Below are 24,691 nucleotides of genomic sequence, written 5' to 3'. Positions count from 1 at the left end.
TATCATTGCGAGCGCAGCGTGGCAATCGCATATTATACAGGGCGGCCATACTTCCGTGCGATTGCCACGCTGCGCTCGCAATGACATTTTTGATAATTGGATGCTCCCCCTTTAGGGGGGCCGGAAGGCTTACGGTGCCGTTAACGTTTTCCTTTCCACAGTATGCACGCTAAAATATCCCAGTGCCCCGCCCTTGATATTGGTTAGCGGGTTTGAGGGGGCGGCGTTATTGGCATTGCCGGTGGCACCGTTGCTGAGGCTGTAAAAGTATTTATAAACTGCCTGTTCAATGCTCTGCATTTCAATGGTTACCTGGTTACCGGGGCGGATGTCCCTGGCTGGGTTATCATTATCATTGTTGAAGTTAAGACGGGTGTTCACCTCCTGTCCGTTGCTAAACTCATCATCATCAAGCAAAATTGATTCTTCTTTGCGGTTGTTAACGTACTGTACAAAGCGGTAGTAGTTTTTGGTAGCTGCAGGGTCGTGGTATTGTACAATAACATATTTACGCGGTGTGCCGTCTTTGTTATTTTGAAGCTCGTCTTTTACAAGGTAAATACTATCCAGCGGAACGGCGGGGAGCATGCCAGCGCTTGAGGTGAATGTTTTGCCATCAATGCCCACACTAAGCCGATAAGTATGACCGGGAACACCTGTTAAGGTACTGTTTTGATAAATGCCTGTACTTGTTGCCGTAAGCGGATAAACATTGTTGTTATCATCAGCAATGGTAACGGTAGCGCCGCTTATGCCATTGAAATCATTGTTGTCGGTAAAGTTTTTGGTTTGGCTAAGCAATACCTTGCAGCCTCCCGCCTCGTTGGTCAATATGCCTTCAACCATGTATTGCGGTGTGGTGTCTTTCAGTTTTAGGTCGATGGCTTTTTCGCAGGAGCTTAGGGCTGCTGCAAAAAGTATGATGGTTATATATTTTATAGTGTTTTTCATCGGCTTAAAATTTAAAGTTATAGGTAACCGAAGGTACAAAGGTGAACAGAGTAGTGCGCACAGCCTCGGTACGGCTTGCATCGGTTTTGTTATCGCGGAAAAATATGCGGTATGCGTTAGGGTTTCCGTAAGCATTGTATAAGCTAAAGGTAAGGTCCGACTGAAATTTGGCCGTTTTTTTCAGCTGGTGGGTAGCACCCAGATCAAGGCGATGATAGGCCGGCATTCTGTCGGCATTGCGGTTGGTGTAGTAGTAATAAGTAACGCCATCAACCTGGTACTTGCCGCTCGGGAAAGTTACTGCATCACCGGTGTAGTAAACAAAATTGGCCGAGAATGTCCATTTTTCGCTGGCTTTGTACATAGCCACAATGGCTATGTCATGCGTGCGGTCCTGCCGGGCATTGTACCATTGATTGTTGTTGATGCCATCAATCATTCGCTCAGATTTTGACAGTGTATAGCTGATCCAGCCGCTAAGACGGCCGGTTTTCTTCTTCAATAAAAACTCGGCACCATAAGCACGGCCCTTACCGTAAAGCAGTTGTGTTTCGATGGGCTGGTTGGTGAATACGTTGGCGCCATTGCGGTAATCTATCTGGTTCTGCAGATTTTTGTAATAGCTCTCAACAGTAAATTCATAATTGTGTTCGTTGAAATCCTTATAATAACCTACCGAAAACTGGTCGGCAATTTCGGGTTTGATAAGGTTGGTGCTTGCAACCCATTTATCAGTTGGCGAACCCGAGTTGGAATTAGAGATCAGGTGCAGGTTTTGCGCGTTACGTGCGTATGATGCTTTTATGGAGCTTACATCATTTAACTGGAACGCCGCTGCAATGCGTGGTTCGGGATTAATATAGGTTTTAACCTCTTGCCCCTGGGTGTAATGTTTTGAGCCGATGATGTTGCCATCAGCATCAATATCATAATAATCGCCCGATCCGAGTACGGTAAAGGCCGATAGGCGCAGGCCATAGGTTAGGGTAAAACGGTCGGTTGCTTTCCATGTATTGGTAACGTAGGCCGCGTTTTCAAGGGCATACCTGTTTTGCAGGCTTTGTGATATAATGCCCGAATTGCCCGTGGCCGAAATTTCGCCCGGTTTAATAGTATGGAAAATACTGTTTACGCCAAAGCTGATGGTGTTTTTATCACCCGCATACCATTGCAGGTCTTCCTTAAAGTTAAGGTCGCGGATCTGCGAAAAAATGGTAAAATCGTTTACATCCTGTTTGATGTTGAGCTTGTAATCATAATTGCTGTAAATGAGCGAGGTATTGGAAAAAAGCTGGCTGTTAAAAATATGGTTCCAGCGCAGGGTAGCCGTGGTGTTTCCCCAGTTAATACCGGCTATATCAGAAGCTTTAAGCACATCCTTGCCAAAATATCCCGAAACAAATAAACGGTCCCTATCACCTAAAACATAGTTGGCCTTGGCGTTAACATCATAAAAATAAAGCTGACTTTTTTTAGCCACACTATCTTTTGATAAGGCCAGGAAAGCATCGGCATAAGTACGCCTTGCCGAAATCAGGAAAGAGGATTTACCTTTTTGAATGGGCCCTTCTACATTAACCCTTGCCGCTATCAGGCCCACGCCGCCGCTAACACCAAACTTTTGATTATTGCCGTCGTTCATTTTAATATCCAGTACAGATGAAAGCCTGCCGCCATATTGCGCTGGCATATCGCCCTTATAAATATTGATGTTTTTGATAGCATCCGAGTTAAAGGTGGAGAAGAAACCCAGCAGGTGCGATGCATTGTATACAGGCGCTTCATCCAGCAAGATCAAATTCTGATCGGTAGCCCCGCCGCGGACAAAGAAGCCGCCGCTGCCTTCTCCGGCCGATTTGATACCCGGCAGCAACTGGATAGTTTTGATCACATCGCGCTCGCCAAGCAGTACAGGGATGTTTTTGGTTTCCTGGATGCTGAGGTGCTCAACGCCCATTTGCGGACTGGCTAAATCGCGTGCCCCTGCCGGGGCTGCTTTGATGGTTACTTCCTGCAACAGCTGTGAATTGTCTTCCATTTCGATATTTAAACGGAGGTTGCCATCTAATGATACCGGCATCACCAAGGTTTTTTGCCCCATGGCACTTATCGAAAGTTCATGATCGCCGGCAGGCAGGGTAAGCGAATAAAAGCCGTACTCATTACTTGATGTACCCGCGTTTGCGCCGGTAACCCTGATACTTGCACCGATAATGGTTTCGCCGGTTTGCTTTGATTTAATGGTACCGCTTATGGTGTATTTGCCATCGGTGCCGGTGGCAGCCTGCTTTTTTACCTTGCCCGCATCGTATTTGATCAGTACTTCATTATCGAGCACTGTAAAACTGAATGGGTGAGAGGCGAGGGCTTTACGTAAAACATCGCCCAAAGGCTGGTTTTTGGCATTGATGCTGATTTTTACCGTGCTTTTAGCAACTGTTTCATTGTAGGTAAACCTTACGCCACTGGCAGCTGTGATCTTATCCAAAGCCTGCTTAAGCGGCTCGTTATTTATTGTAATGGTAAGGGGTTTATCTAAAGGGTCCTGGGCTTGTGCCTTGCTTTGTACTATCATCAAAAACAGCAACATGCAAAGCGCCGTTCGGAGGGGTATTCGCGTTATTTCGCAAATCAGCATGGAAATCCATGCCGGTCTGTTGGTTTTCATAAATGTTTTAAATTGTTGATGTGGTTATTTATCCTTTTGAGGATGTTTTAAAAATGAAAAGGTTAATTGTTGGATGGTAAAGATTGCAGGTAATAATCGTTATCAACCCTGTTCCAGCGGATATCCATTACAGCGCACAGTTTATTGAACGTTTTGGCAATGGACTCATTAGTGTTGATATGACCGTAAAAACCTTTTTTGCTGATTTCAGGTGAAAGGGTTATGCGGATACCATACTGGAGCGACAAATCATCTGCAACGGTTTGCAGCGATGCCCCATCATAACTGAACAAGCCGGTACGTTGTGCAAGATATTTTGCAGCGTTGGGGTAATCCTGTTTAATTAATGATCTGTCGGTTTTGTTATACACGGCCCGTTGGTTAAAAATCATGATAGCCTGCTGACTTTTGGGCAGGTTATGCTCCTGTACGGCAACTTTTCCACTGATAACCGTAACCTCAGATATGATCTGGTCTGGGTAAGCCTTAACGTTAAAACTGGTACCCAGCACAACGGTTTTGAGCTGGCCCGATTGGATCACAAATGGATGGTCCTCATCATGCACTACGTCAAAAAATGCCTCACCCTCCAGTTTTACCAAACGTTCTTTAGTCCTGAATTTGTCCGGGTAGCTGATGTGACTGCCGGGACTAAGCCAGATCTGGGTACCATCGGGCAAACTGATTTGCCTGTGTTTGCCGGGAGCAGTTACCAGCTCAACCTGTTTGGCGGGATCAACAACTTCTAACACCTCGTTTTTGTAAAGCGCGGCAAACGTAACCAGCAATACCACGGCCGCTGCAGCAGCTATGTTTCGCCATAAGGTAATAACCTTACGCGCGGGTTTCCCCGGTGTTTCCATTTGTGCGGTTATCTTATTCAATATACCTTCCCGCAGCTGTTCGGGAGTTTGGTATTTTGAGGCCGATAACAAAACTTCCTCATCGCTAAAGCCGGTATACCAGGCATCAAGCCAGGCTTTTTCATCGGGGCTAATGGTGCCCTGTATTAGCTTATGAGCAAGCTCTTTTACATTATAGGTATTGTTTTCCATTGTAACTGATCTTTCAACCTTTTGCACATATAGTCAGTGTTGAAGGCAGATACCCTTAGTGGAAAATGAAAAATATTTAATTGCTATGTTTTTTCCTTTTTTAAGATTGAAACCTGAATGGGATATGTCGACCGGAAATTTGTTAATTTTAACTAAACCAAACTAACCCCAACTAAATGAGAAAAGTAATCTACGGCATCAACCTGAGTTTAGATGGTTGCTGCGATCACACCAAATTCAGCGGTGGTGAAGATATACTGGAATATTTTACGCAGCTCATGCATGGCGTTGACCTGATTATATACGGACGTAAAACCTACGAACTAATGGTACCTTACTGGCCCGATGTTGCAAAAGATCAAAATACAAGCAAAGCAGACAGCGAATTTGCAAAGACATTTGACGCTATTGATAAAGTTGTTTTCTCACGAACATTAGACGATATTGAAGACAACAAAACGAAGGTTATTCGCGGTGACCTTAAGGACGCGATGCTTAAATTAAAACAACAGCCAGGCGGGAATATTTCAATCGGCGGTGTAAACCTGCCGCTGCAAATGATAGAACATGGCCTGGTTGATGAATTTTATTTTGTTATCCATCCTGTAATAGTAGGCGAAGGGAGAGGGTTGCTGGAAGCTAAAGGCTTAAAGGAGAACCAGGGCTTAAAGCTAATTGAATCAAAAGTACTTGAATCGGGATGTATTGCGCTTCATTATGTGAAACAGTAGCCCGCCCTAACGTTAATTAAGCAGTAAAAACAGTACCGGTAAAGAAACTCCAAGGGAGTGACGTAGAGTACTCAGCGCTTTTGACATGTGCGCCTCAACCGTTTTTTGAGAGATCCCCAGTTCTGCAGCTATCTCTGCATAGGTTTTATTTTCATCGCGGCTAAGCAGGAACACGATACGGCATTTTTCGGGCAGCTGGCCAATGCTGTGGTCAAGCCGTTCACGCAGTTCTTTTTCCTCCAACCATTGAATGGTACTGTCTTCTGTTTCGGATGAAGTGAAAGAAAGTTCATCCAAATGCTGCTGCTTTCGATACTGGCGATCGAGATGGTTAATCACCTTATATTTAACCGCTACTGAAAGATAGGTAGCCATTGTATGTGTTAATTTAAGGCTGGCCCGGCGCTGCCAGATGCTTAAAAATACTTCCTGCACAACTTCCTCCGCCTCATGTTCATCATCCAGGCGATGATAAGCTACGGCAAAAGTTTTATCCCAATACCGGTTATACAGCTCGGTGAAAGCCTCACGGTTGTCGCGGGCGAGGAGCTGCAAAAGATGCTCATCTGTATGGGCTATATGCTGATTTAGTGCAGGCATTGTTTTATCTGCAATGCTATGTTAAAACGGCATGAAATTTAAATTTTGTGCCCTCTTTAACATGTTTTAACAGTTTACAAGTTTAGAGTTTTATCAGGGTATAAAGTTACATTGTTATCAATATTTATAAATCTCCCGTAAAATAAAAAAGCCGCCCCGGAAAACGGGGCAGCTGAAGTTATTAGATCAGTCAGTTAATAGTTTTAAAATGTAAAGCCTACGCGGGCAAAAAAGCGGCGGCCGTTTTGTCCCATTTGCACGGCATCAAACGGGCCAGATGGTTCGTTGTTGAAGGCATAACCTTTAGCTCCTTTTACATAAGCGAGATCAGGGTGCACGTTAAAAATGTTGTCGGCGCCAATTGATAAACGAACAGATTTCGCCACTTTATAAGCAAAATACAGGTCGCTTACAACCTTACCACTGTAGACATACTGATCTGGCAGTTGCGCCGAACCATCATCAGTTGGTACGGTAGGGGTAAGCGTTGTGCCATCGCCGTAACCGTCAAGTGTTACTTTGCCGAAGTAGGTGAAGCGTGCACCTACAGTAAAGTTTTTGCGGCCATACTCAGGATTAAGGCTAAGCTTTTGAGGCGGGGCCGATGCCAGGATAAATTTCTTTTCACGCTCGCTCAGGAAGGTTTCACGCAGAGCGGGAGTAGTGCCAAGTATCGGCGGGTAGTTTACCTTATCGATTTTCATGGTTTGGAAATTGCCTGTAAACAGCAATCTGAACCTGTTAGCGCCAATAGTTTTGTTGTATTCAATTACTACATCCAAACCTTTGTTGGTGGTATTAACAGCATTGGCAAAAAATTGTGCCGAACTTACATGCAGGTTTTTAAGGGCATCAGTAAATGTTGGGTCGAGGGTATCATCATCGGCACTGAACTGGCCCGAAAGTACTACGCGGTCGGTAACTTTAATATAGTAGCCATCAACAGTGAAGCTTAACTCAGGCAATGGCTTAAAGGTAAAGCCCAGGCCAGCATTTTTTGATTTTTCCTGCTTAAGATTAGGGATGCCTGCCGCCTTGGTGATAGGGCTGTAGTTTGGCGCTATTTTAACTTCAGATATTACTGTTCCCTGTACATTGGTAAAGGTTGAGCTGTAATTGATTTGTTGTAATGATGGCGCACGGAAACCTGTACCTAATGAACCGCGGATGTTAAAATTATCGGTTATTTTGTAGCGGGTGGCCAGTTTGGTGTTAAAGTTTGAGCCAAAATCGCTGTAATGCTCGTAGCGGTTGGCAAAGTCGACCAGCCATTTTTTGGTGATATCACCTTCAAGATCAACATATACACCCTCAACCGATCGGTGGGCATTTACCACATCGCTTGGCTGGTAGCCGGGAAAACCCTGTGAGCCTGCCGCTTTTACGCCGGTTGGATCATAGTTTTTGTATGAACCTTCTTCGCCCGAAAAGATTTTGTAACGCTCGTAACGGTATTCGCCTCCGAAACCGAGGTTGAGGCCCTGCATTACATTACCAAAATGCTTATTAATGTTCAGGTTGCTGGTGTTCTGCAAAAACTCCGATCCGCCATCGTCAAAAGTGGTTTTATCGGCCCCTAACGAGGCGTTAAATGTTTTGTAACCAAAAAAGTGGAATTTGTTGTTACCAATGTTGTTGCTCAGATCCCAGTCCCAGGCATCGCCTAAAGTACCCTTAGCCCCAACTGCTACAGCGATATCGGTATTGTGGGTACGGATGATGGGGTTATAATATGACTCGCCATCTGGCGTGTTAAAAATAATGCCGCTAACCGGGATTATGTTGCCGCTGTTATCGGTAGGGAAGCGCTCTGGCCTGCCCGAAAAATTACGGGTAAAGGCATAATCGTCAGATGCTTTATAGCTGTAGCCGCCAAAGCTGTACAAAGTTGTACGGGTACCTGCAAGCGGCGATTCATGGTTGAAAAAGAAGGTACCGCTCTCGGCCGATCCATCGCCATTGGCGCGCCTGTAAGGGTTTATAGGCAATGCTTTAGGGTTTGAGGTGGTGGTGTCATGCGTTTGACGGAAGGTTTTGCCGTTTTTGGCATAATCGCCGGTAAGGTTGATGAAACCACCGTTTTTACCAAGGGCTAAGCCATAGTTGGCATCAATGGTAATGCCGTTGCCGTCGATAGCGCCGCCGTGCGGATATTGTGAAGCAACAACACTTTTGCCGCTGTTAAAGGCAGGGTCATAATATCCGGAGTAACCAACATTTGCATTAAACACACCGGTGGTTTTCTTTAACACAAGGTTGATAACACCCGCGATAGCGTCAGATCCATACTGGGCCGAAGCACCGTCACGCAGGATCTCGATCCTGTCGATAGATGCGGTTGGGATAGAACTCAGATCGACACCCGAGTTACCACGGCCACGTGTACCAAATACAGAAACGAAAGCGGTAGAATGGCGGCGTTTGCCATTTACCAAAACCAGGGTTTGATCGGGCCCAAGACCGCGTAATGTACCCAGCTCAACGTGGTCGGCACCATCCGAGCCAGATTGTTTATTGTAATTAAATGATGGGGCCGAGTAATTAAGGATGTCTGTAATATCCATACGGCCGGTTACCGATGCCGCTTTACCCACATTAACAATATCAACAGGAACGGCAGTTTCCAGTTTTACCCGCCCTGCCGATCGTGTACCTATTAATACTACCTCATTTAACTGGGCTATATCGCTAACCAAAGTAATATCAATTTTAGTGCGCCCGCTAATGGCCACTGTTAGGGTTTTGTAACCCGTATAGCTTATAACCAATTCATCAGTTGCAGCCGCCGAAATAGAGAAAACCCCTTTTGCGTTGGTGCTTGTGCCCAAATTGCTTCCTTTAATATGTACCGATACTCCGGGCATTGGTGTGCTATTTGCAGCATCGGTAACGGTTCCGGTTATGGTTTGCTTTTGTGCTAATGCCAATAGGGGTGATATGCTTAGCAAAATGAAAGTAAATAGTAAAAATTTCTTCATAAAATGGGGGTTATGATTACAATGATAATATAAATTTCAATGTAAGTTAATAATTGTTTAATAATTATCAATGTAAAACCAGTTTTATTATGAAGTTTGTATATAAAAATGGATAATTATGAGAAATGGGCTAAAATTTTGTTTCAATTATCTTGATTTTTTATGTCTAAATAATCAAACAATAAAAAAAGCCAATTATTAAAGACTTAAATCTTTAGTAATTGGCTTTTTTGGATTTAAAAGATAAACTAAATGTTATTTTGGCTGTTGTTTTTTTAATTAAACAGCTTTTTCAGGCTCGGCAACTTTAGCTTTTTTACTTACAGGGGCCTTTGCAGGAGCAACTGGTGCTGTTTCGGCAGGAGCAGTTGCTGCTTTTTTCTCTTTTTTTACTTTTGGCTCAGCAGGAGCGGCGCTTACTTCAGGGCTTAATTTTACTGCCAGAGTTTTCGCCAGATTTTTTGCAGCTTTGTCAATAGCCTTTTTGGTTTTGTTAATGTCGGAACCAAATTCGCTTACCAGGGTTTCAATCTGGATCACTAATTTCTCTTTTAATTGTTTTTTCAGAGCTTTGCGGGCTTGCTTGGTAGCGGCTTTATCTTTTATATTTTTCATGTGAATGGATTAGAAAATCGATTGGAGCGGAGTTTTTCTTCGCGCTGCAAAGTTAAGTTAATATAATGTGTTTTTAATATTATGTTTATGTTAACAATTACTATCTATGTTAAATTTTTATTAATTGATAATCAGCGCTATTAATTGTTTTAAACTTATTTATTTTTCTACTTTATAACGTTCCCGCCCAATGCAGCTTACATTAATTTTTGATAGCCTTTTAGTTAATTCATAACTTAGCCATTTATTTATTGCCCTAAAACAACATGATCAAAGATTTAAGCGCATTAACCCAGGTAGCCGAATTTCATACCACTTTTAAGCACCCTATAGTTGAAAAGCCTGCAATGCCTTCAAAAGCGCGCTGTGATTTGCGTATTGAACTTATTGCCGAAGAATTAAAGGAACTGCAGCAGGCCGTTAATGACAATAACATGGTTGAAGTGGCCGATGCCCTTTGCGATCTGCAATACGTATTATCAGGAGCAGTGCTTGAATTTGGCCTTGGTTCAAAATTCAAGGAGTTGTTTGATGAGGTGCACCGCTCAAACATGAGCAAGGCCTGCAAAACAGTTGAGGAGGCCGAAAAAACCATTGAACATTATAAAAATACGGCCGATACGGATGCGTACTATAAAGAGATAGACGGATTGTACCTGGTGTACCGTACAGCTGATCATAAAACATTAAAATCCATCAATTATTCACCTGCCGATCTGAAAAGCATCGTAGGCTAATTATATCAAAAAAACTATTCCATTGGCAGTACAAGAACCCAACCAGCCTGAGGCTAAAACTAATATGCACCCGCGTAATAAACACCGCGAGGGGTATGATTTTAAAGCATTGATAAAAGCCACGCCTGCCTTGAGGCCATTTGTGCGTACCAATGAATATGATAATTTCACCATTAATTTTGCCGACCCTGAAGCGGTAAAAATGCTTAATAAGGCATTGCTGCAGTATCATTATGGTATAAGTCATTGGGATATCCCCGAAGGGTTTTTATGCCCGCCTATCCCGGGGCGCGCCGATTATATCCATTATGCGGCCGATTTGCTTGCTTCTGTTAATGAAGGGGTTGTGCGCAAAGGCAGGAAGGTACATGTGCTTGATATTGGAGTAGGTGCCAATCTGGTTTACCCCATAGTAGGTTTTAAGGAGTACGGCTGGAATTTTGTTGGCTCTGAGCTTGACCTGGAGGCGATGGCATCGGCACAAAGCATTGTTGAGCAAAACAGCCAGTTAAAGGTTGCCGTCGAATTAAGGCAGCAAGGTAAAAAGGCCGATATATTTAAAGGGATCATCAAACCCGGCGAACTGTTTGATCTTACTATCTGTAACCCACCCTTCCATGCTTCGGCCAAAGAGGCTGCTGCCGGCTCGGCCCGTAAATGGGATAACCTGGGTTTAAGAAAGGATAAACAGCCTATACTTAATTTTGGTGGGCAAAATACTGAGCTCTGGTATCCCGGTGGCGAAGCCGCATTCCTGAAGCTGATGGCAGCACAAAGTAAACCTTTTGAAAAACAGGTTTTATGGTTTACCACGCTGGTATCTAAAAAGGAAAACCTCAGGGTCTTGTATAATGCCCTTCAAAAAGAAGGTGTAAAAGATGTGCAGACCATCAATATGTCGCAAGGCCAAAAAGTAAGCCGTATCATGGCCTGGACATTTTTAACTCCTGTTGAGCAGCAGGACAGGGGTAAGCGGAACCATGATTTATAGGATTAAAGGATTCCCTGATACTTTTATTTTTTGAACCATGATTTATGAGATTGAAAGATTTCCCTGATATGCTTTATCATGTAATCCTCTAATCCCATAAATCATGGTTCAGATTATACTCTCAAAAAGGTCTTCTTCGTATAAAGATAATACAGGAACATCCATTTTACCATCACGTAGCAAATAGCCATTACTACAATATTAAATGGATCGCCAACTAATTGGCCAATCCATCCAAAAAAGCCTTCCGTAGTATAATCCCATTTAATGAAATGGCCGGATACGTAGATAAGGATAGAGTTCATACCTATCACCCTGAAATAAAAAGCCCATTTCTTGTAGCCCTTTACATCAATAATATAGTAGAATAAGGCCATCAGCAACAAGCTTAAACCGCCTACGTGCAGTACGAACGAGCTTGTCCACAGGTTTTTATTGATCGGGAAATCGAGGTTCCAGATTTGGGCGAGGATCAGGAAGATAACACCAGCCACAGCCATGGTAGCTACCTTGCGCATTTGGGTAATATCGCTTTTTTTAAGCAGTATGCCCGTGAGGATCCCTAAGATACCGGTACTGATAGCCGGAATGGTTGAAAAAAGCCCTTCAGGATCATGAATGCCTAAATACAGCCGGCCCGGTAATATGCTGCGGTCAACATATGAGGCAAAGTTGCCTTTCATGGTGAGGTCGCCCATAGGGAAGCCCGGGGCCGAAGTAAACTTAAGCAGCAGCCAGTAGCCGATAATGAAAAAGCAAAACCAAAACATTTGCCAGCTTTCTTTACTATATAGGTAAATGATATTGGCAAACATATAAGCAATACCAATGCGCCCGAGTACGCTCGGAAACCGGATCTCCGAAATCGGCATAATTTTTATTCCGTTGTTTACAACAAGGCCAAGCAGCACTAAAATAAATGCCCTTTTTATAACGCGGAGCAATAATTGCTGGCGGGTTTTACCTTTTTCCAGCTCGCGCCCAACAGAAAACGGGGTTGATACACCGGCCATAAACAGGAACAACGGGAAAATGAGGTCATACAGGTGAAAACCGTTCCAATCGGGATGGGTGAACTGGTTGGCAATAGCACCCCAGAAAGGCGAGCCGGTGGCTTTGGCCATACCGTGAAAGATCTCTTCACCGCCCATGATCCAAAACATATCAAAGCCGCGAAGGGCATCTAATGAAAATAAACGGGTAGGGGCTGCATTAATATCGTCGGCCTGTTTGGCGCTTGCCTGGTTTGCTGTGGTAGCCATTAGTTTAATTGCATTTTAGGTATGAACTAAAGATAGTAAAAGCCGCACTATTTAAAATTATTTTTTTAAATCATTAAACTTTTAAAAGATGTTTAAAAAGATTTCCGGTTTTTGTAGAGACGCATCACATGCGTCTGCCATGAGTACAGGCCGCTTGATATAGCGTTAATGTACCGTAATTTGCATGCTGCAGACGCATGTGATGCGTCTCTACAGAAAAACATTTAAAATAAAACCAAAACACTGCCGTAACTTCGCAGCCTTGTAATTATGCCGATGTTAGAGATCATATATCGCGATGAGCACCTGATTGCCATTAATAAGCCGCACGGGTTACTGGTACACCGTTCATCCATTGCGGCCGATGCCTCAGAATTTGCCCTGCAATTGCTCCGCGACCAGATTGGCATGAAAGTTAACCCTGTTCACCGTATTGATCGTAAAACAGGTGGCATCCTGCTTTTTGCTTTTAATAAGGAAGTTGAAATCGCCATGCAAAAGGCTTTTATGGAAAACCAGGTGAGCAAGAAATACCTGGCCATAGTACGTGGCCATACACCCGATGCCGAGAGCATTGACTATCCGCTGCGCAAGGAGAACGGCACTCTGCAGGATGCTTTTACCAGTTATGCTACCTTGAAACGCGCCGAGCTTGATATTGCCTTGGGTAAACATCCAACCTCTCGATATTCGTTGGTTGAGGCCGTACCAACAACCGGTCGCATGCACCAGCTTCGCAAGCATCTGAGCCATATTTTTCATCCCATTATAGGCGACCGAACCCATGGTTGCAACAAACAAAATAAGCTCTTTTTAGAGCAATGGGAAATGACGACTATGCTGTTGCATGCCTCGCAGCTAATCTTTAAACATCCGGTAACAGGTGAGGAGGTAAGGATAGAAGCCGCTCTTCAGCCCGAATTTAGCCGGGTTATGGGGATCATGGGATGGTAATTGTATTAACCTTTAGGTAATTATTTAAACAAAACCGGTTTAATATTGTAGTTAAATACATGGAAAAGTCGGTGGTTTTTGATCTGGATACCGAAGATGGTATACGCCGGATCAGCATTGAAGCGGTACACCAGTTGATCCCCGCTACACATATGTACGCAACCGGTGTATTTAGGTTAAGGGAAGGAGAAACAGATCTTGGAGAAATCGTTTTTGATGATCATATGGATGAATGGGAATATACCTGTATGGGGAATTTAAAGCATCCTGAAGTTCAGGAGGTAGCTGGGTTTATAAAGCATAATTTTAAAACGGAAGCTGCAGAATAGGGCTTTCAAAATCTCCTCTAACGCACGTTCAAGCGTCCTTCGCTTGAATGCCAATAAACAGGAGCGTCCACGCTCCCGGTTTAAGTTAAGCGTGGACGCTTACCTATCAGAAGGTTCAAGCGTGGACGCTTAAACCTGCACGGTTATGCACAGATGATTAGTCCCAGGGATTTTTACCGTATCTTTGCGCCTCAACAAAAACAAATCATGATTGATCAGGCATTAAGTAACCTTGGCATAACTGCCCTTAACCCCATGCAGCTTGCCGCGCTTAGTGCCGCTAAAAAGAGCGATGTAATTCTTTTATCGCCTACCGGTTCGGGGAAAACGCTTGGCTTTTTATTGCCTTTACTTAACCTGCTTGATGAGGGTGTTAATACGGTGCAGGTGATGATCCTGGTGCCATCGCGTGAACTTGCTTTGCAAATTGAACAAGTTTGGAAGTCAATGGGGACAGGCTTCAAGATCAATTGCTGTTATGGGGGTCATGCCGTAAAAATTGAGCGTAACAACCTTTCACATCCACCTGCAGTTTTGGTTGGTACACCGGGGAGGATTGCTTTTCACGTGCGTGAAGAGAATTTCAGTACCGATACTGTACGTACGCTCATCCTCGATGAGTTTGATAAAGCGCTTGAATTTGGTTTCCAGGAGGATATGGCTTATATCATCAGGCAGTTGCCTGCCGTTAAAAAGCGGATCCTTACATCGGCTACTAAAATGGAGGAGATCCCGGAGTTTACAGGTGTTACTAAACCTGTTGAAGTGAATTTTTTGAGCAATGTTACTTCAGCACCAGATATTAAACAGAAAGCGGTGATATCTGAAGCTGCCGATAAATTGGATGCCTTATTTGCCCTGATCTGTAAAATAGGAAATAGGGCGACCCTTGTATTTTGCAACCACCGTGAGGCGGTCGACCGGATCAGCGAGCTGTTATGGTACAAAGGGTTGGAGCATGATGTTTTTCACGGCGGTATGGAACAGGATGATCGTGAACGTGCCTTGCTGAAATTCAGAAACGGAAGTCACAGATTGCTGATCACTACCGATCTGGCTTCGCGTGGGCTGGATATCCCGGAGATAGAATATGTGGTACATTATCAACTGCCGCACAATGAAGAGGCCTTTTTACACCGTAACGGCCGCACAGCCCGGATGAATGCTAAAGGCACTTCATACCTGATGTTAACGCCCGATGAAAAGCTTCCATATTTAAAACAACTGCCCGAGATTGAGGAACTCCCAGAAAAGCTGATACATCCACCGGCATCGCCATGGGTTACTTTGTACATAGCCTCCGGGAAAAAGGATAAGGTTAACAAGGTGGATATAGTAGGCCTGCTGCTTAAAAAGGGCGGGCTTGCAAAGGAAGACCTTGGCCTGATAGAAGTGCTTGATTACTCATCATACGCTGCCATAAAACGCGACAAGATAGAAGCAGTAGTAAAGCAGGTAAAAGCCGAAAAAATTAAAGGCAAAAAGGTGAAGATGGAAATTTCGAGGTAATTTTGTTAAAAATAAAGATATACAATGAGCAATAACGATATCATGAAAAAGCTGCGGGTGGCTATGAAATTTACTGATGATGATATCATCAAGGTTTTAGAGCTGGTCAATTTCAGGATAACCAAAGCCGAAATAGGCGCCATATTCCGTGCTGATGACCACCCCAACTTTAAACCCTGCGGCGATCAGATCCTGCGTAACTTTTTGAACGGCCTTATTATTTACAAACGCGGCCCAAGGGAACCAAAACCGAAGGCGGAGCCTGAGAAATAAGTTATTGGAGACAACTCCAAAAACGGCGGAAAGAAATAAAAAATATGTCATTGCGAGCGCAGCGTGGCAATCTCGTAGCTATTCTATCGGATATGCAAAGCCGCTATGCATAGGCCACGAGATTGCCGCGTCGCCCCTTACTTTACCCCATGCTGCTCCTCGCAATGACATGATTTTATCCAGGTTCAGACAATATCAATGCCCTTCTACAGGTTTTTCCTGTATCAACTTATACTTTCCTGATTTAATCAGCCTTTGCTGCTGGGCCGAAAATGATGTGCGGCCTCCAAAATCCTGTACCCAGTAGGTTTTATATTCAGCTACGCCAACTTCTTTAAAGTCGGGGTTCATGAGGTTACGGCAATGGCCTTCGCTTTTAAACCAGCCGGCCATTACTTCTGCAATGCTTTGCTGTCCCTGTGCTATGTTTTCGCCTATGGCAAAACTCTTGAAACCTTTAAATTTATAACCGGCGTAAACGATACGGTCTTCCATGCTGCGGCCATCCTTGCTATCATGACTAAAATAATTTTGACGGGCCATATCCTTAGCGTGACCTACGGCTGCATCTTCCAAATCATTATTCCAGGTGAGGGGAGGGGCTGGTGGAAAATATTTGCTGCCGCAGTTGCAGCCCTTTTGGCGGGTAGCATTAATGCTGTTTAAAAATTCGGTCCTGAATTGTTTGCTACTCTGACTGTAAGCGTTGCCAAGCCATATTAAAGCAACAAAAAATACTATCAACTTTTTCATCTTAATGCTTTGACAGTTTTAAACGCCTGTGGTTTAAATTATTGTTTCGGTCGCCTGATAGCTAAACGCCAGCGGCCGGTTTTTCTTCGCCTGTAAATGATAACAATGGCTATAACGACGAGAATAAGAGTTGTGGAGATGAGACCGACAATGACGTTATGTGCCTGGCGGATCTTAGCATTGGCCTGCGTTTGGAGTTGCTGGTATATACTTTTTTTTTCGCTATTACCGAATCCTGCTTTTTGATCTTGATGGAATCGGCTGCGGCTACTTTGGCAATACTATCTATGGTAATATGGGTGAGGCTATCCTCTAAAAATTCATGGCGTTTAATGGCTTCGGCAGCCTTATCGTAATCGTTCATTTTCCGGTACAGTTCTGCATAGCCTATCTGTACTACTGATTCCTTTTTAGGGTCGTGGGTTTTGAGCGATAAAGCAAGGGCATCGTTCAGATCTTTCTTGCTTAGCTTATAATCCTTTATATCGCTTTTAATAGCTGCCAGCTCAATAAGCGAATTGATGATATTAAGCGTGTCCTTTCTTTGCCTTGATATGGTGTTTGACTGTAAAATGAACCATTTGGCCTGGCTAAATTTATGTTGCGAGCGGTAAACCTTCGCCAGCGCGTTAAAGCTTGTACGTAAGCCTAAAGTATCGTTATAGTTTGAATAACTATGCAAGGCAAGCATGGTGTAATTAAGGGCCTCGGTTTGAAAATAGTATCTCATACGCCGGGTGGATACGGTATCGTATGTTAAATAATAAGCTGCTATTTGTGTATAGATAGGGCCTTTTAAGGAGTCGCTGGTAACCTGTAATTTTTGCTTAAGACTATCCAGGTCACCGGCGTGTGCTGATAATTTAAATACGGCTGTCAGAATAAAAAGTAGGGTAATAAGTCTCTTCATATAACAGATTACTCGAAAATACAATAATCCGCTTATAATTAGGCAAATAGCGTGCCTGTTTAGGCTCGCTTTAATAAGGTTTTGTCAAAGTTGCGTAGCTTTTTATTCGTTTTTAGGCCATATAGGCTGTTTTTCAGGAGGATATCCCTGAAAATATTAATCAACAATTATTTATACGTTTTCCACAGCATCAACTTTATGCCGAAGAATTGTATACAAAAGAAGATTTTGTGCTGCAGCGGCATTTAAGAGATCACCCGTTCGTATTTATTTAAGGCTGATCGTAAGCCGGCAAATTTCTTTACCAGTACATTGTATAATGTAATGCCTAATGCCGCACAAGTGATGCCAGCCAGCACGTCAAGCACATAATGATGACTTGCATATACAGCCGTAAACCAGATGCCCACAGTTACAATAGCAAAGAAGATATTGGCAAGGCCCAGCCTGTTTTTTAAGCCATAATAAAGCACTATAACGGGATAGGAAGAATGCAGTGATGGCATAGCGGCAAACACGTTTGAACCTTTGGTGTAGATACCTTTAAAGATCCCGGCATGAAAATAGGCATCAAACCTTGCCAGCCCGGCTGTATTACCCATGGTTAAAGGGATAAAATGAAAACCATGATATTGAACAAACCAAGGTGGTGCGGCAGGGTAGGTGTAATAAACTATAAAGCCCAGTATATTCACCAAAACAAAGGTTAACGAAAAATTGAGAAACTGCTTTTTGTTTTTGAAAAACAGGTAAGCGGCAAAGCCCAGCGGTACAGGTATCCAGCACAGGTAAAATAAACCTGAAACCACATCAATAAAAGTATTACTGTTGGCCAGCCAGTATTCATTTGGTGTAAGCAGCTTGCCGTTAAAATGGATGCCAAACAAATGTTTTTCGGCATTATAAAGCTCGGCGATATGTACCGGGTTGTAGTTGTAATTAGGGAAGGCCTTCATGTAATCAAAAATGATCCAGTACACTATAAAAATAGTGAAGCCCAATATAAACTTGCGGGTTATTGCCGATGCGTAGAACAGTACGTTGAAAATGATTACCAACGTTAACTCATCGGGTTTGTAGCCTATTAAAAAGGTAGAAAGCGCCAGGTAAGCAATGGAAAGCAGCGAAACAATAATTATCGAACGGATATTTATCGTGACGCCATTGTTGGCATCGGTCATGCTATTTTTTTAAGAAATCTGAGCGGAAAATTTTATCCCAAAAAGGAGAACTCACACCATAACCCTTTTCAGGGTCCTGGTAGTGGTGCAGCATATGGTGTTGTTTTATTCTTTTGAACAGCCCGCTTTTAAAGTTAAAGTGGTGCATGGCATAGTGCGATATATCATAAAACAGGTAACCTAATATAAAGCCCGGAAAAAAGCCCCAGATATAGTTTACAGGCAAAATCCATTTAAACAAAAAGAAAAAGCCCGTAGCCAGCGGAATGCTTAATGATGGAGGTAATACCAAACGTTTGGCATCGCTTGGGTAATCGTGGTGTACACCATGCATAATAAAATGCAGGCGTTGTGCCCATTCCAGTTTTTCATTTGGCTGGTAATGAAATACAAAGCGGTGCATAATGTATTCGGTGATGGTCCAGATGAAAAGGCCAAAGATAAACAGGCCGATATAAGTTAATACATCAAATCCTAAATCGAAAAATTTATAGCTGCAATATAAAATAACAGGTACAAAAATATACAGGGGAACGGTGTAATGTACTTTTGATAAGCCTTCCAAAAAGTCGCTTTTGAACATTCGCACAGATTCCTGCGAGTTGGATATATATTTCTTTTTCATTGTTATAATCAGGGTTTAAAACGTTTTTAGGATCTCTCTGCCTGTTATTGTGTATTTTAATTTATTAAAGATGGCTGGCCTTTAACCAACAAAAGGTAATTTTAGCAAAGATATTGCTAAGTGTAAATGCCTTTATTTTATTGTTACGAAGATATGATATTTTGGCGGTAGTTGTAAGCCTTAAGTTCTAAGTCGGAAGTCCGGAATCAACATTATTAGCAATAGTTTCAAATGTTGCCGCTCAAAAACTGCCAACTGCTAACTGAAAACCGCCAACTGAAAATTATTCCTCCCCTTCTTCCAGTTTCATTAAAGCTTTTTTAGCTTCTCTTAACCGGTTAAACGCGGTAATATTGGTTAACACAGCAAGTATTACCAGTGGAATTGTAAATATCGATATGGTTTCAAATACATGAAACTTGATACCAGGGACAAACAATTTATAGTTACCGCCAATGTACTGGGCTACTATGCCTGATAAGGCAGCACATAAGCCAATAGTTACCACACGCTCGGGCCTTTGCATTAAACCTCCTTTTATTTCAACTCCTAAGCCTTCGGCGCGGGCACGTACGTAGCTAACCATCATTGAGCCTATCAGCGCTATAAAGGCAGCTATCGAGCTCAGGAAGTAATGATGTGCCACCAGGTAATAACAAATACCCAAAAACATGATCAACTCGCTGTAGCGGTCAAGTACCGAATCGTACAAAGCGCCAAAGGTTGATTTCATATTGCCTAAGCGGGCTACCTGTCCGTCAAGCATATCAAATAAACCTGCAAAAAGGATGAGACCGCCGGCCCAGCCCACATAACTGAGGTCGCCGCGGTTACCTTCTTCGGCACCTAAAATAAATATCCCTGCTACGCCTACGTTAAGCACAAAACCTATCGTAGTAACGGCGTTGGGGGTTAAACCTATTTTTATAAGGATCTTCACAAATGGATCAATAACCTTATAAATACCTAACTGGAGGTTGGTTCTGAAAGATCTTCTAAGTGTTGTTGTTTGCTGTTCCATTTTCTCTCTGCTATTTAGGTACGATGATTAGAAGTCAAATTTAAGCCTTGTGCGCAAACCCCATTGGGCAACGTTTGGCTGGTCAAGGTATGTAAAGCGCCTTACAAAATCTATGCGTATAAATTTAAATATATTTTCGATACCAACACTACCTTCAACATAAGGTGTTTTACCTAATGTATAAGTAATTGGCACACCATCAGCACCTACTGGTAATTGATATAATGACGGATGTATTGACGGATTGTTTTGATCAGATAAACCTCCGTATAATACTTTTACGGATGCTGTTTCGCGCCATTTCAGTTTCTTTAACAACGGTATTTTGTTGAAGAAAAAACCGCTGAAGTGCTGATCAATCCTGAAGCTTGCATATTTATCACTCACAAACTCTAAAAAGTTCATTAAGTTATATGAGTCGATATCATATGCATAAGTTTGGTTGGCCCTGTGTATAGTTAACAATGGGTACGGTACCGAACCGAAAATTTTACCTGCCGAAACATTGATATCCGCATAACCTAACTGCGAAAAGTAAAAGCGTTTATCAGCACGGAAATCAAGTTTTTCATAATTGTATTCGCCGTTAAAAAAGCCTTTTATACCCTGTGCATAATCAAGCTCAAATGCAGGATATTTGTTAGGGATAGGGATGCGGTAAATTTTGCCCTGGTAAAACTGCTCATGAGGCGCCCAGCGTACGCTTGTGGTAAGCTCGGTAGTTGTTAAATGATGGATAGAGTTTGGCAAATCATTAATAACGTTGTCAAAATACAATGACCCCGCTGGTTCCTGTGTCCATTTTTTAAAACCCGCAGCATATGAAAAATGGCTTTCCAGCTCGTGTACATAATCAAACCTGTAAAAATCATTGTACAGGAACTTATCGTTCACACCACGCTTAAATGATAACAGGAAGTTGTCCTCCTGTACAAACTGCAGGCTGGCACCAGGGATCTTGGTATCGCGCTGAAAGCTCGCCCTGATATAATTTTGCGGGAAACGATAGATGGATTTATCATTGAGGGAGTAGGTTGCACTTAAAAAGTACTTCCAACGCTCGTCTTTAAAACCATAAGCCGCGTAAGTTTCAAAATAGTAACGCTTGCTTAAGTCAGGTGTAGTTCTACCGCCCACACGTAAACGAAAGCCCTCAACCGGGTTAAAGCTGTAAAAAGTATTGGCGGGACCTAATTCAAACTTGCCAAAACCTTTATAACCGGCAAGTAACAGCGTAGCAATATCAACGGTACGCTTAAATGAAGGCATGTTGCGCAGGCTATCAATGTTTTTATAAACCTTTGATTCGGCAGTTCTTAAAGTATCAGGCCTGTTTTCCTGCCAGAACGATTCAGGGCGATGTTTAATCTCATCACTTAATTCAGCATATTCAGATCCCTGGTAGGTTGTATCAGGCCGGGGCTTATTAACAACATAATTACTGTAAGTAATGGCCCGTATACCAAACAAACCACTCTTTGCATCTTTTTTGGATGCACCAAAGTCGGCAATAGTGGTGCTTTTGCTCAGGTGATAACGGCCATCAGGGTTTTGTTGAAACTCCAGGTTCACAGTCATGGACCTGATGAAGTTGATGTTAATATGTTTATTGATGGTCAGGTCGCACTTCTGCACGGCGTAATTACCATCAAGTGTAATATAGATACTTCCTTCAAAAAGTACATCGGTTGTATTACGTGGCGTAAAATCAAGCTTTACAAGCTTATTGTTGTGCTCGTCAAGAACGGTATCAGCAATAAAGTATTTATAATAATTAGGCGAGTTATCAGAAATTGGGCTCAGGAACTGGCTGGTTATTAAGAATACGTTGTTAGTGTAAATATCCACCTTGTTGTATAGGTGTTTAAAGTATTGGGTAAGACCTTCATTGTCAATGCCCGGGCCAAAGTTCACACTTTTTTGCCCTGTTATATTTTCCCTGGTTTTTTCAGGGTTTTTACGATAATAAACCTGCTGCAGCTTTTCATCAAGATAAATAGGCAGCAGTGATTTACCCGGTATCAATGTACTGTCACGGTTATCTAAAATGAACTTATACTTGCGGAAAAACTTCCTGTCCGAAAATTGAGCTGATACATTGCTCAGCGCAAACATCATTTTATCATACTCCTTGTACTCAACATAGTTGTATGCTTCGGGACGGTTTTTTTCTTTGTTTTCAATAACCTTGCGGATCAGCTCAACAGCAGGGTTCTCTTTATTGCGGTATTTTGGTTTTTTACCAGATTTTACTACAACCTCGTTAAGCTGTTGTGAAGCAGGGAATAACCTTACATTGATAACCTGTTCTTTACCAGGAACAACAGCTAAAAAAGCATCCTTATAACCTAAAAATGAAATTTTGATTTGTTTATATTGCTGATTGTTTGTTGCCAGGCGATATTTGCCATTGAGGTCGGTAGTGGTACCGGTAGTAGTACCGGTAAAAGAAATACTAACGGAAGGCAGGGTTTGCTTGTTACCGGCATCGGTAACGGTACCTGTTATAACCGTTTGCTGTGCATATAATGCCGAAGCAGAAAAGAACAGTATTAAGAAAAATAAGCTTTTATAAATTTTTTTACAATCCATGTACTTTGTGCATTGTGCAAATACAAACGTCTTTTTTCGGCTTAATACTGTATTATTGGATAAAGAGGTATGTATTAGTTATTCAAATATTTTTGGCAGATTAATTATGCCTGCCCCTGTATGTTTTTTGTTGTTCTGCCGCCGAACCTCTCCCCATTTACCCTACTTTGTACACTCCCGGCAGATGCTTACTTAAGAGTTTACAATTAACAGGCCAAAGGTAAAAAAAATCACTACAGACTAATGTGGTCAAAAAGTCAAATATTGGTTACAGCTATTTATGCCATCATATTGCTGCAGCTATAAGTAAATCCAAACAACGGCTTTAACAGGTAGTTAGTATCCAGGTTGTTTTGACTCTGCTATATTGCTAATTACGCAATGTGTTGATAGTTAGATGTTATTGGTGGTTTTTACCCTCGGCTGGAAGGCTTTCAGGCTGCACAAATAACATTATTTAACAATTTTATACTTAATGGTAATAAGACTATAGCTTTAAAATAATGTTACCCGGCTATGATTTTTTTACCTCATAAAAACAAAACAGCCGTGAAGCAGGGTTCAAATGCTTACGGCTGTTTTGACGGTATTTAGTAATTTAACGACTATTCGGTCGCGAACATATCGTCATAATAATCCAAACCAAGGTGGGTGATCAGATCTTCGCCCATTAAGTAACGAAGGGTATTCTCCAATTTGATCAGCTGTTTGAAGATATCATTTTCAGGGTGTAAACCGGCTGCTGTTTGAGGCGATTTCAGGTAGAATGATAACCACTCCTGGATGCCGCTCATGCCTGCACGTTTTGCAAGGTCACTGAAGATAGCAAGATCGAGCGCGATAGGGGCAGCAAGGATCGAATCGCGGCAAAGGAAGTTGATCTTGATCTGCATTTTATAGCCTAACCAGCCAAAAATGTCGATGTTATCCCAGCTCTCTTTGTTATCGCCGTGAGGAGGGTAGTAGTTGATACGGATCTTGTGGTAAATGTTACCGTAAAGCTCCTTGTTATCTTCAGGTTTGAAGATATCTTCCAATACACCCAGTTTTGATACTTCTTTAGTTTTGAAGTTATCCGGATCGTCAAGAACCCAGCCATCGCGGTTACCCAAAATGTTGGTTGAGAACCAGCCATGTACACCTAATGAACGTGCTGCCAGGCCTGGAGCCAATACAGTTTTCATTAAAGTTTGACCAGTTTTAAAATCTTTACCTGCAATAGGGGTTTTAGTTAATTTAGCCAGTTCAATCAGCGCGGGGATATCAACTGTTAAGTTAGGGGCACCGTTTGAGAAAGGAACACCTAATTTTAAAGCTGCGTAAGCATAGATCATACTTGGAGCTATCAGCTTATCATCGTTTTTCAAACCTTCTTCAAAAGCAGCTAATGACTGGTGTACAGCCGATGCTTCGTAATAAATCTCGGTAGAACCGCACCATACCAATACAACCCTGTCAAGACCGTTTGCTTCTTTAAAGTTTTTGATATCTTCCATAACCTGCTGGGCAAGCTCAAGCCTGGTCCCGGTTTTAACGTGGGTACCATCAAGGTTTTTAGCGTAGTTTTTATCAAACGCAGCTTTCATTGGTTTTATAGCTTCCAATTCGGCTTTAACAGCGTGTAATAAACCTGGTTCAAGCACCTGCGCGTTTGAAGCAGCTTCAAATACGTTATCTTCATAAACATCCCAACCGCCAAAAACAATATCGTTCAAATCAGCTAAAGGAACAAATTCTTTAATTTTCGGGTTACGGTTTTCGGTCCTTTTTCCTAAACGTATGTGGCCCATTTGAGTGAGGGAGCCAATTGGCTGCGAGATGCCTTTTTTTACGGCCTCTACGCCGGCAATCAAGGTAGTTGCTACAGCGCCCAATCCGGGGATCAGGATACCAAGCTTACCCTTAGCAGGTGTAATGTTGATTTTCATTTATGTAACTATTATTTATTTAAATTAA

General features: G+C 42.6%; 21 protein-coding genes. 7 read left to right on the top strand and 14 right to left on the bottom strand.

Going from position 1 to position 24,691, the window contains the following annotated elements; translation table 11 throughout:
• Positions 1-129 precede the first annotated feature (129 nt).
• The 3 genes from ACFFGT_RS00445 to ACFFGT_RS00435 form a co-directional block, all read right to left on the bottom strand.
• Positions 130-951, bottom strand: a complete 822-nt coding sequence (locus tag ACFFGT_RS00445; protein WP_377020516.1) for a DUF4249 domain-containing protein — start codon at positions 949-951, stop codon at positions 130-132.
• Positions 952-955: 4 nt separating this feature from the next.
• The gene (locus tag ACFFGT_RS00440) at positions 956-3,619 is read right to left on the bottom strand and encodes a TonB-dependent receptor (RefSeq protein ID WP_377020515.1); all 2,664 of its coding nucleotides are present in this window, start codon (positions 3,617-3,619) and stop codon (positions 956-958) included.
• A 62-nt stretch (positions 3,620-3,681) separates the two neighbouring features.
• The gene (locus tag ACFFGT_RS00435) at positions 3,682-4,674 is read right to left on the bottom strand and encodes a FecR family protein (protein ID WP_377020514.1); all 993 of its coding nucleotides are present in this window, start codon (positions 4,672-4,674) and stop codon (positions 3,682-3,684) included.
• 176 nt (positions 4,675-4,850) lie between these two features.
• On the opposite strand from ACFFGT_RS00435, the gene ACFFGT_RS00430 reads away from it, so the two are divergent.
• Entirely contained in the window at positions 4,851-5,405 is a 555-nt protein-coding gene (locus tag ACFFGT_RS00430) for a dihydrofolate reductase family protein (protein ID WP_377020513.1), read from the top strand.
• 12 nt (positions 5,406-5,417) lie between these two features.
• On the opposite strand, the gene ACFFGT_RS00425 is transcribed toward ACFFGT_RS00430, so the two are convergent.
• From ACFFGT_RS00425 to ACFFGT_RS00415, 3 genes are all read right to left on the bottom strand, one after another.
• Positions 5,418-6,005, bottom strand: coding sequence for an RNA polymerase sigma-70 factor (locus tag ACFFGT_RS00425; protein WP_377020512.1), 588 nt, complete (start codon positions 6,003-6,005; stop codon positions 5,418-5,420).
• A gap of 203 nt (positions 6,006-6,208) precedes the next feature.
• The gene (locus ACFFGT_RS00420; RefSeq protein ID WP_377020511.1) at positions 6,209-8,983 is read right to left on the bottom strand and encodes a TonB-dependent receptor; all 2,775 of its coding nucleotides are present in this window, start codon (positions 8,981-8,983) and stop codon (positions 6,209-6,211) included.
• A 279-nt stretch (positions 8,984-9,262) separates the two neighbouring features.
• Positions 9,263-9,598: a hypothetical protein gene (locus tag ACFFGT_RS00415; protein ID WP_377020510.1), complete on the bottom strand. Its 336-nt coding sequence runs from the start codon at positions 9,596-9,598 to the stop codon at positions 9,263-9,265.
• 266 nt (positions 9,599-9,864) lie between these two features.
• On the opposite strand from ACFFGT_RS00415, the gene ACFFGT_RS00410 reads away from it, so the two are divergent.
• Together ACFFGT_RS00410 and rlmF are read left to right on the top strand one after the other, a co-directional pair.
• Entirely contained in the window at positions 9,865-10,335 is a 471-nt protein-coding gene (locus tag ACFFGT_RS00410; RefSeq protein WP_377020509.1) for a pyrophosphohydrolase domain-containing protein, read from the top strand.
• Between the two features lie 22 nt (positions 10,336-10,357).
• On the top strand, positions 10,358-11,326 hold the full coding sequence (rlmF, locus tag ACFFGT_RS00405; protein ID WP_377020508.1) for a 23S rRNA (adenine(1618)-N(6))-methyltransferase RlmF: 969 nt from the start codon (positions 10,358-10,360) through the stop codon (positions 11,324-11,326).
• A gap of 113 nt (positions 11,327-11,439) precedes the next feature.
• On the opposite strand, the gene ACFFGT_RS00400 is transcribed toward rlmF, so the two are convergent.
• Positions 11,440-12,588, bottom strand: a complete 1,149-nt coding sequence (locus tag ACFFGT_RS00400) for an acyltransferase family protein (RefSeq protein WP_377020507.1) — start codon at positions 12,586-12,588, stop codon at positions 11,440-11,442.
• 276 nt (positions 12,589-12,864) lie between these two features.
• On the opposite strand from ACFFGT_RS00400, the gene ACFFGT_RS00395 reads away from it, so the two are divergent.
• The 4 genes from ACFFGT_RS00395 (at position 12,865) to ACFFGT_RS00380 (ending at position 15,653) form a co-directional block, all read left to right on the top strand.
• On the top strand, positions 12,865-13,542 hold the full coding sequence (locus ACFFGT_RS00395; protein WP_377020506.1) for a pseudouridine synthase: 678 nt from the start codon (positions 12,865-12,867) through the stop codon (positions 13,540-13,542).
• A gap of 59 nt (positions 13,543-13,601) precedes the next feature.
• Entirely contained in the window at positions 13,602-13,871 is a 270-nt protein-coding gene (locus tag ACFFGT_RS00390; RefSeq protein ID WP_377020505.1) for a hypothetical protein, read from the top strand.
• Between the two features lie 207 nt (positions 13,872-14,078).
• Positions 14,079-15,380 carry a DEAD/DEAH box helicase gene (locus tag ACFFGT_RS00385; protein ID WP_377020504.1) on the top strand — a complete coding sequence of 434 codons (1,302 nt, stop codon included), beginning with the start codon at positions 14,079-14,081 and terminating at the stop codon, positions 15,378-15,380.
• A gap of 24 nt (positions 15,381-15,404) precedes the next feature.
• Complete coding sequence (locus ACFFGT_RS00380) at positions 15,405-15,653, top strand: DUF1456 family protein (protein ID WP_377020503.1); 249 nt, start codon at positions 15,405-15,407, stop codon at positions 15,651-15,653.
• A 195-nt stretch (positions 15,654-15,848) separates the two neighbouring features.
• Here the strand turns inward: ACFFGT_RS00380 and ACFFGT_RS00375 are convergent, their stop codons facing one another.
• The 7 genes from ACFFGT_RS00375 to ACFFGT_RS00345 all read right to left on the bottom strand — a co-directional run bounded on the left by ACFFGT_RS00375 (position 15,849) and on the right by ACFFGT_RS00345 (position 24,663).
• Positions 15,849-16,406, bottom strand: a complete 558-nt coding sequence (locus tag ACFFGT_RS00375) for a CAP domain-containing protein (RefSeq protein ID WP_377020502.1) — start codon at positions 16,404-16,406, stop codon at positions 15,849-15,851.
• A 109-nt stretch (positions 16,407-16,515) separates the two neighbouring features.
• Complete coding sequence (locus ACFFGT_RS00370; RefSeq protein ID WP_377020501.1) at positions 16,516-17,316, bottom strand: tetratricopeptide repeat protein; 801 nt, start codon at positions 17,314-17,316, stop codon at positions 16,516-16,518.
• A 245-nt stretch (positions 17,317-17,561) separates the two neighbouring features.
• Entirely contained in the window at positions 17,562-18,497 is a 936-nt protein-coding gene (locus tag ACFFGT_RS00365; protein ID WP_377020500.1) for a phosphatase PAP2 family protein, read from the bottom strand.
• Between the two features lies 1 nt (position 18,498).
• Positions 18,499-19,122 (bottom strand): sterol desaturase family protein, encoded by a 624-nt coding sequence (locus ACFFGT_RS00360; protein ID WP_377020499.1) that lies wholly within the window; start codon positions 19,120-19,122, stop codon positions 18,499-18,501.
• A gap of 283 nt (positions 19,123-19,405) precedes the next feature.
• Positions 19,406-20,143 carry a CDP-alcohol phosphatidyltransferase family protein gene (locus ACFFGT_RS00355; protein ID WP_377020498.1) on the bottom strand — a complete coding sequence of 246 codons (738 nt, stop codon included), beginning with the start codon at positions 20,141-20,143 and terminating at the stop codon, positions 19,406-19,408.
• Positions 20,144-20,170: 27 nt separating this feature from the next.
• A complete protein-coding gene (locus ACFFGT_RS00350) occupies positions 20,171-22,735 on the bottom strand; it encodes a DUF5686 and carboxypeptidase-like regulatory domain-containing protein (protein WP_377020497.1) in 2,565 nt (854 codons plus the stop codon).
• Between the two features lie 605 nt (positions 22,736-23,340).
• A complete protein-coding gene (locus ACFFGT_RS00345) occupies positions 23,341-24,663 on the bottom strand; it encodes an inositol-3-phosphate synthase (protein ID WP_377020496.1) in 1,323 nt (440 codons plus the stop codon).
• Positions 24,664-24,691 lie beyond the last annotated feature (28 nt).

This window comes from Mucilaginibacter angelicae (genome assembly GCF_042434235.1).
GTDB lineage: Bacteria > Bacteroidota > Bacteroidia > Sphingobacteriales > Sphingobacteriaceae > Mucilaginibacter > Mucilaginibacter angelicae.
The sequence above is the reverse complement of the archived record's forward strand: the minus strand, read 5'-3'. Positions and strand labels throughout refer to the sequence as shown.

Excerpts from the sequence above, each read along its gene's own strand:
- ACFFGT_RS00430 (WP_377020513.1), top strand. The coding sequence starts at position 4,851 with ATGAGAAAAGTAATCTACGGCATCAACCTGAGTTTAGATGGTTGCTGC.
- ACFFGT_RS00370 (WP_377020501.1), bottom strand. The coding sequence starts at position 17,316 with ATGAAGAGACTTATTACCCTACTTTTTATTCTGACAGCCGTATTTAAA.
- ACFFGT_RS00395 (WP_377020506.1), top strand. The coding sequence starts at position 12,865 with ATGTTAGAGATCATATATCGCGATGAGCACCTGATTGCCATTAATAAG.
- ACFFGT_RS00380 (WP_377020503.1), top strand. The coding sequence starts at position 15,405 with ATGAGCAATAACGATATCATGAAAAAGCTGCGGGTGGCTATGAAATTT.
- ACFFGT_RS00440 (WP_377020515.1), bottom strand. The coding sequence starts at position 3,619 with ATGAAAACCAACAGACCGGCATGGATTTCCATGCTGATTTGCGAAATA.
- ACFFGT_RS00435 (WP_377020514.1), bottom strand. The coding sequence starts at position 4,674 with ATGGAAAACAATACCTATAATGTAAAAGAGCTTGCTCATAAGCTAATA.
- ACFFGT_RS00445 (WP_377020516.1), bottom strand. The coding sequence starts at position 951 with ATGAAAAACACTATAAAATATATAACCATCATACTTTTTGCAGCAGCC.
- ACFFGT_RS00365 (WP_377020500.1), bottom strand. The coding sequence starts at position 18,497 with ATGACCGATGCCAACAATGGCGTCACGATAAATATCCGTTCGATAATT.
- ACFFGT_RS00400 (WP_377020507.1), bottom strand. The coding sequence starts at position 12,588 with ATGGCTACCACAGCAAACCAGGCAAGCGCCAAACAGGCCGACGATATT.
- ACFFGT_RS00355 (WP_377020498.1), bottom strand. The coding sequence starts at position 20,143 with ATGGAACAGCAAACAACAACACTTAGAAGATCTTTCAGAACCAACCTC.
- ACFFGT_RS00360 (WP_377020499.1), bottom strand. The coding sequence starts at position 19,122 with ATGAAAAAGAAATATATATCCAACTCGCAGGAATCTGTGCGAATGTTC.
- ACFFGT_RS00420 (WP_377020511.1), bottom strand. The coding sequence starts at position 8,983 with ATGAAGAAATTTTTACTATTTACTTTCATTTTGCTAAGCATATCACCC.
- ACFFGT_RS00385 (WP_377020504.1), top strand. The coding sequence starts at position 14,079 with ATGATTGATCAGGCATTAAGTAACCTTGGCATAACTGCCCTTAACCCC.
- ACFFGT_RS00375 (WP_377020502.1), bottom strand. The coding sequence starts at position 16,406 with ATGAAAAAGTTGATAGTATTTTTTGTTGCTTTAATATGGCTTGGCAAC.
- ACFFGT_RS00350 (WP_377020497.1), bottom strand. The coding sequence starts at position 22,735 with ATGGATTGTAAAAAAATTTATAAAAGCTTATTTTTCTTAATACTGTTC.
- ACFFGT_RS00425 (WP_377020512.1), bottom strand. The coding sequence starts at position 6,005 with ATGCCTGCACTAAATCAGCATATAGCCCATACAGATGAGCATCTTTTG.
- ACFFGT_RS00410 (WP_377020509.1), top strand. The coding sequence starts at position 9,865 with ATGATCAAAGATTTAAGCGCATTAACCCAGGTAGCCGAATTTCATACC.
- ACFFGT_RS00345 (WP_377020496.1), bottom strand. The coding sequence starts at position 24,663 with ATGAAAATCAACATTACACCTGCTAAGGGTAAGCTTGGTATCCTGATC.
- ACFFGT_RS00390 (WP_377020505.1), top strand. The coding sequence starts at position 13,602 with ATGGAAAAGTCGGTGGTTTTTGATCTGGATACCGAAGATGGTATACGC.
- ACFFGT_RS00415 (WP_377020510.1), bottom strand. The coding sequence starts at position 9,598 with ATGAAAAATATAAAAGATAAAGCCGCTACCAAGCAAGCCCGCAAAGCT.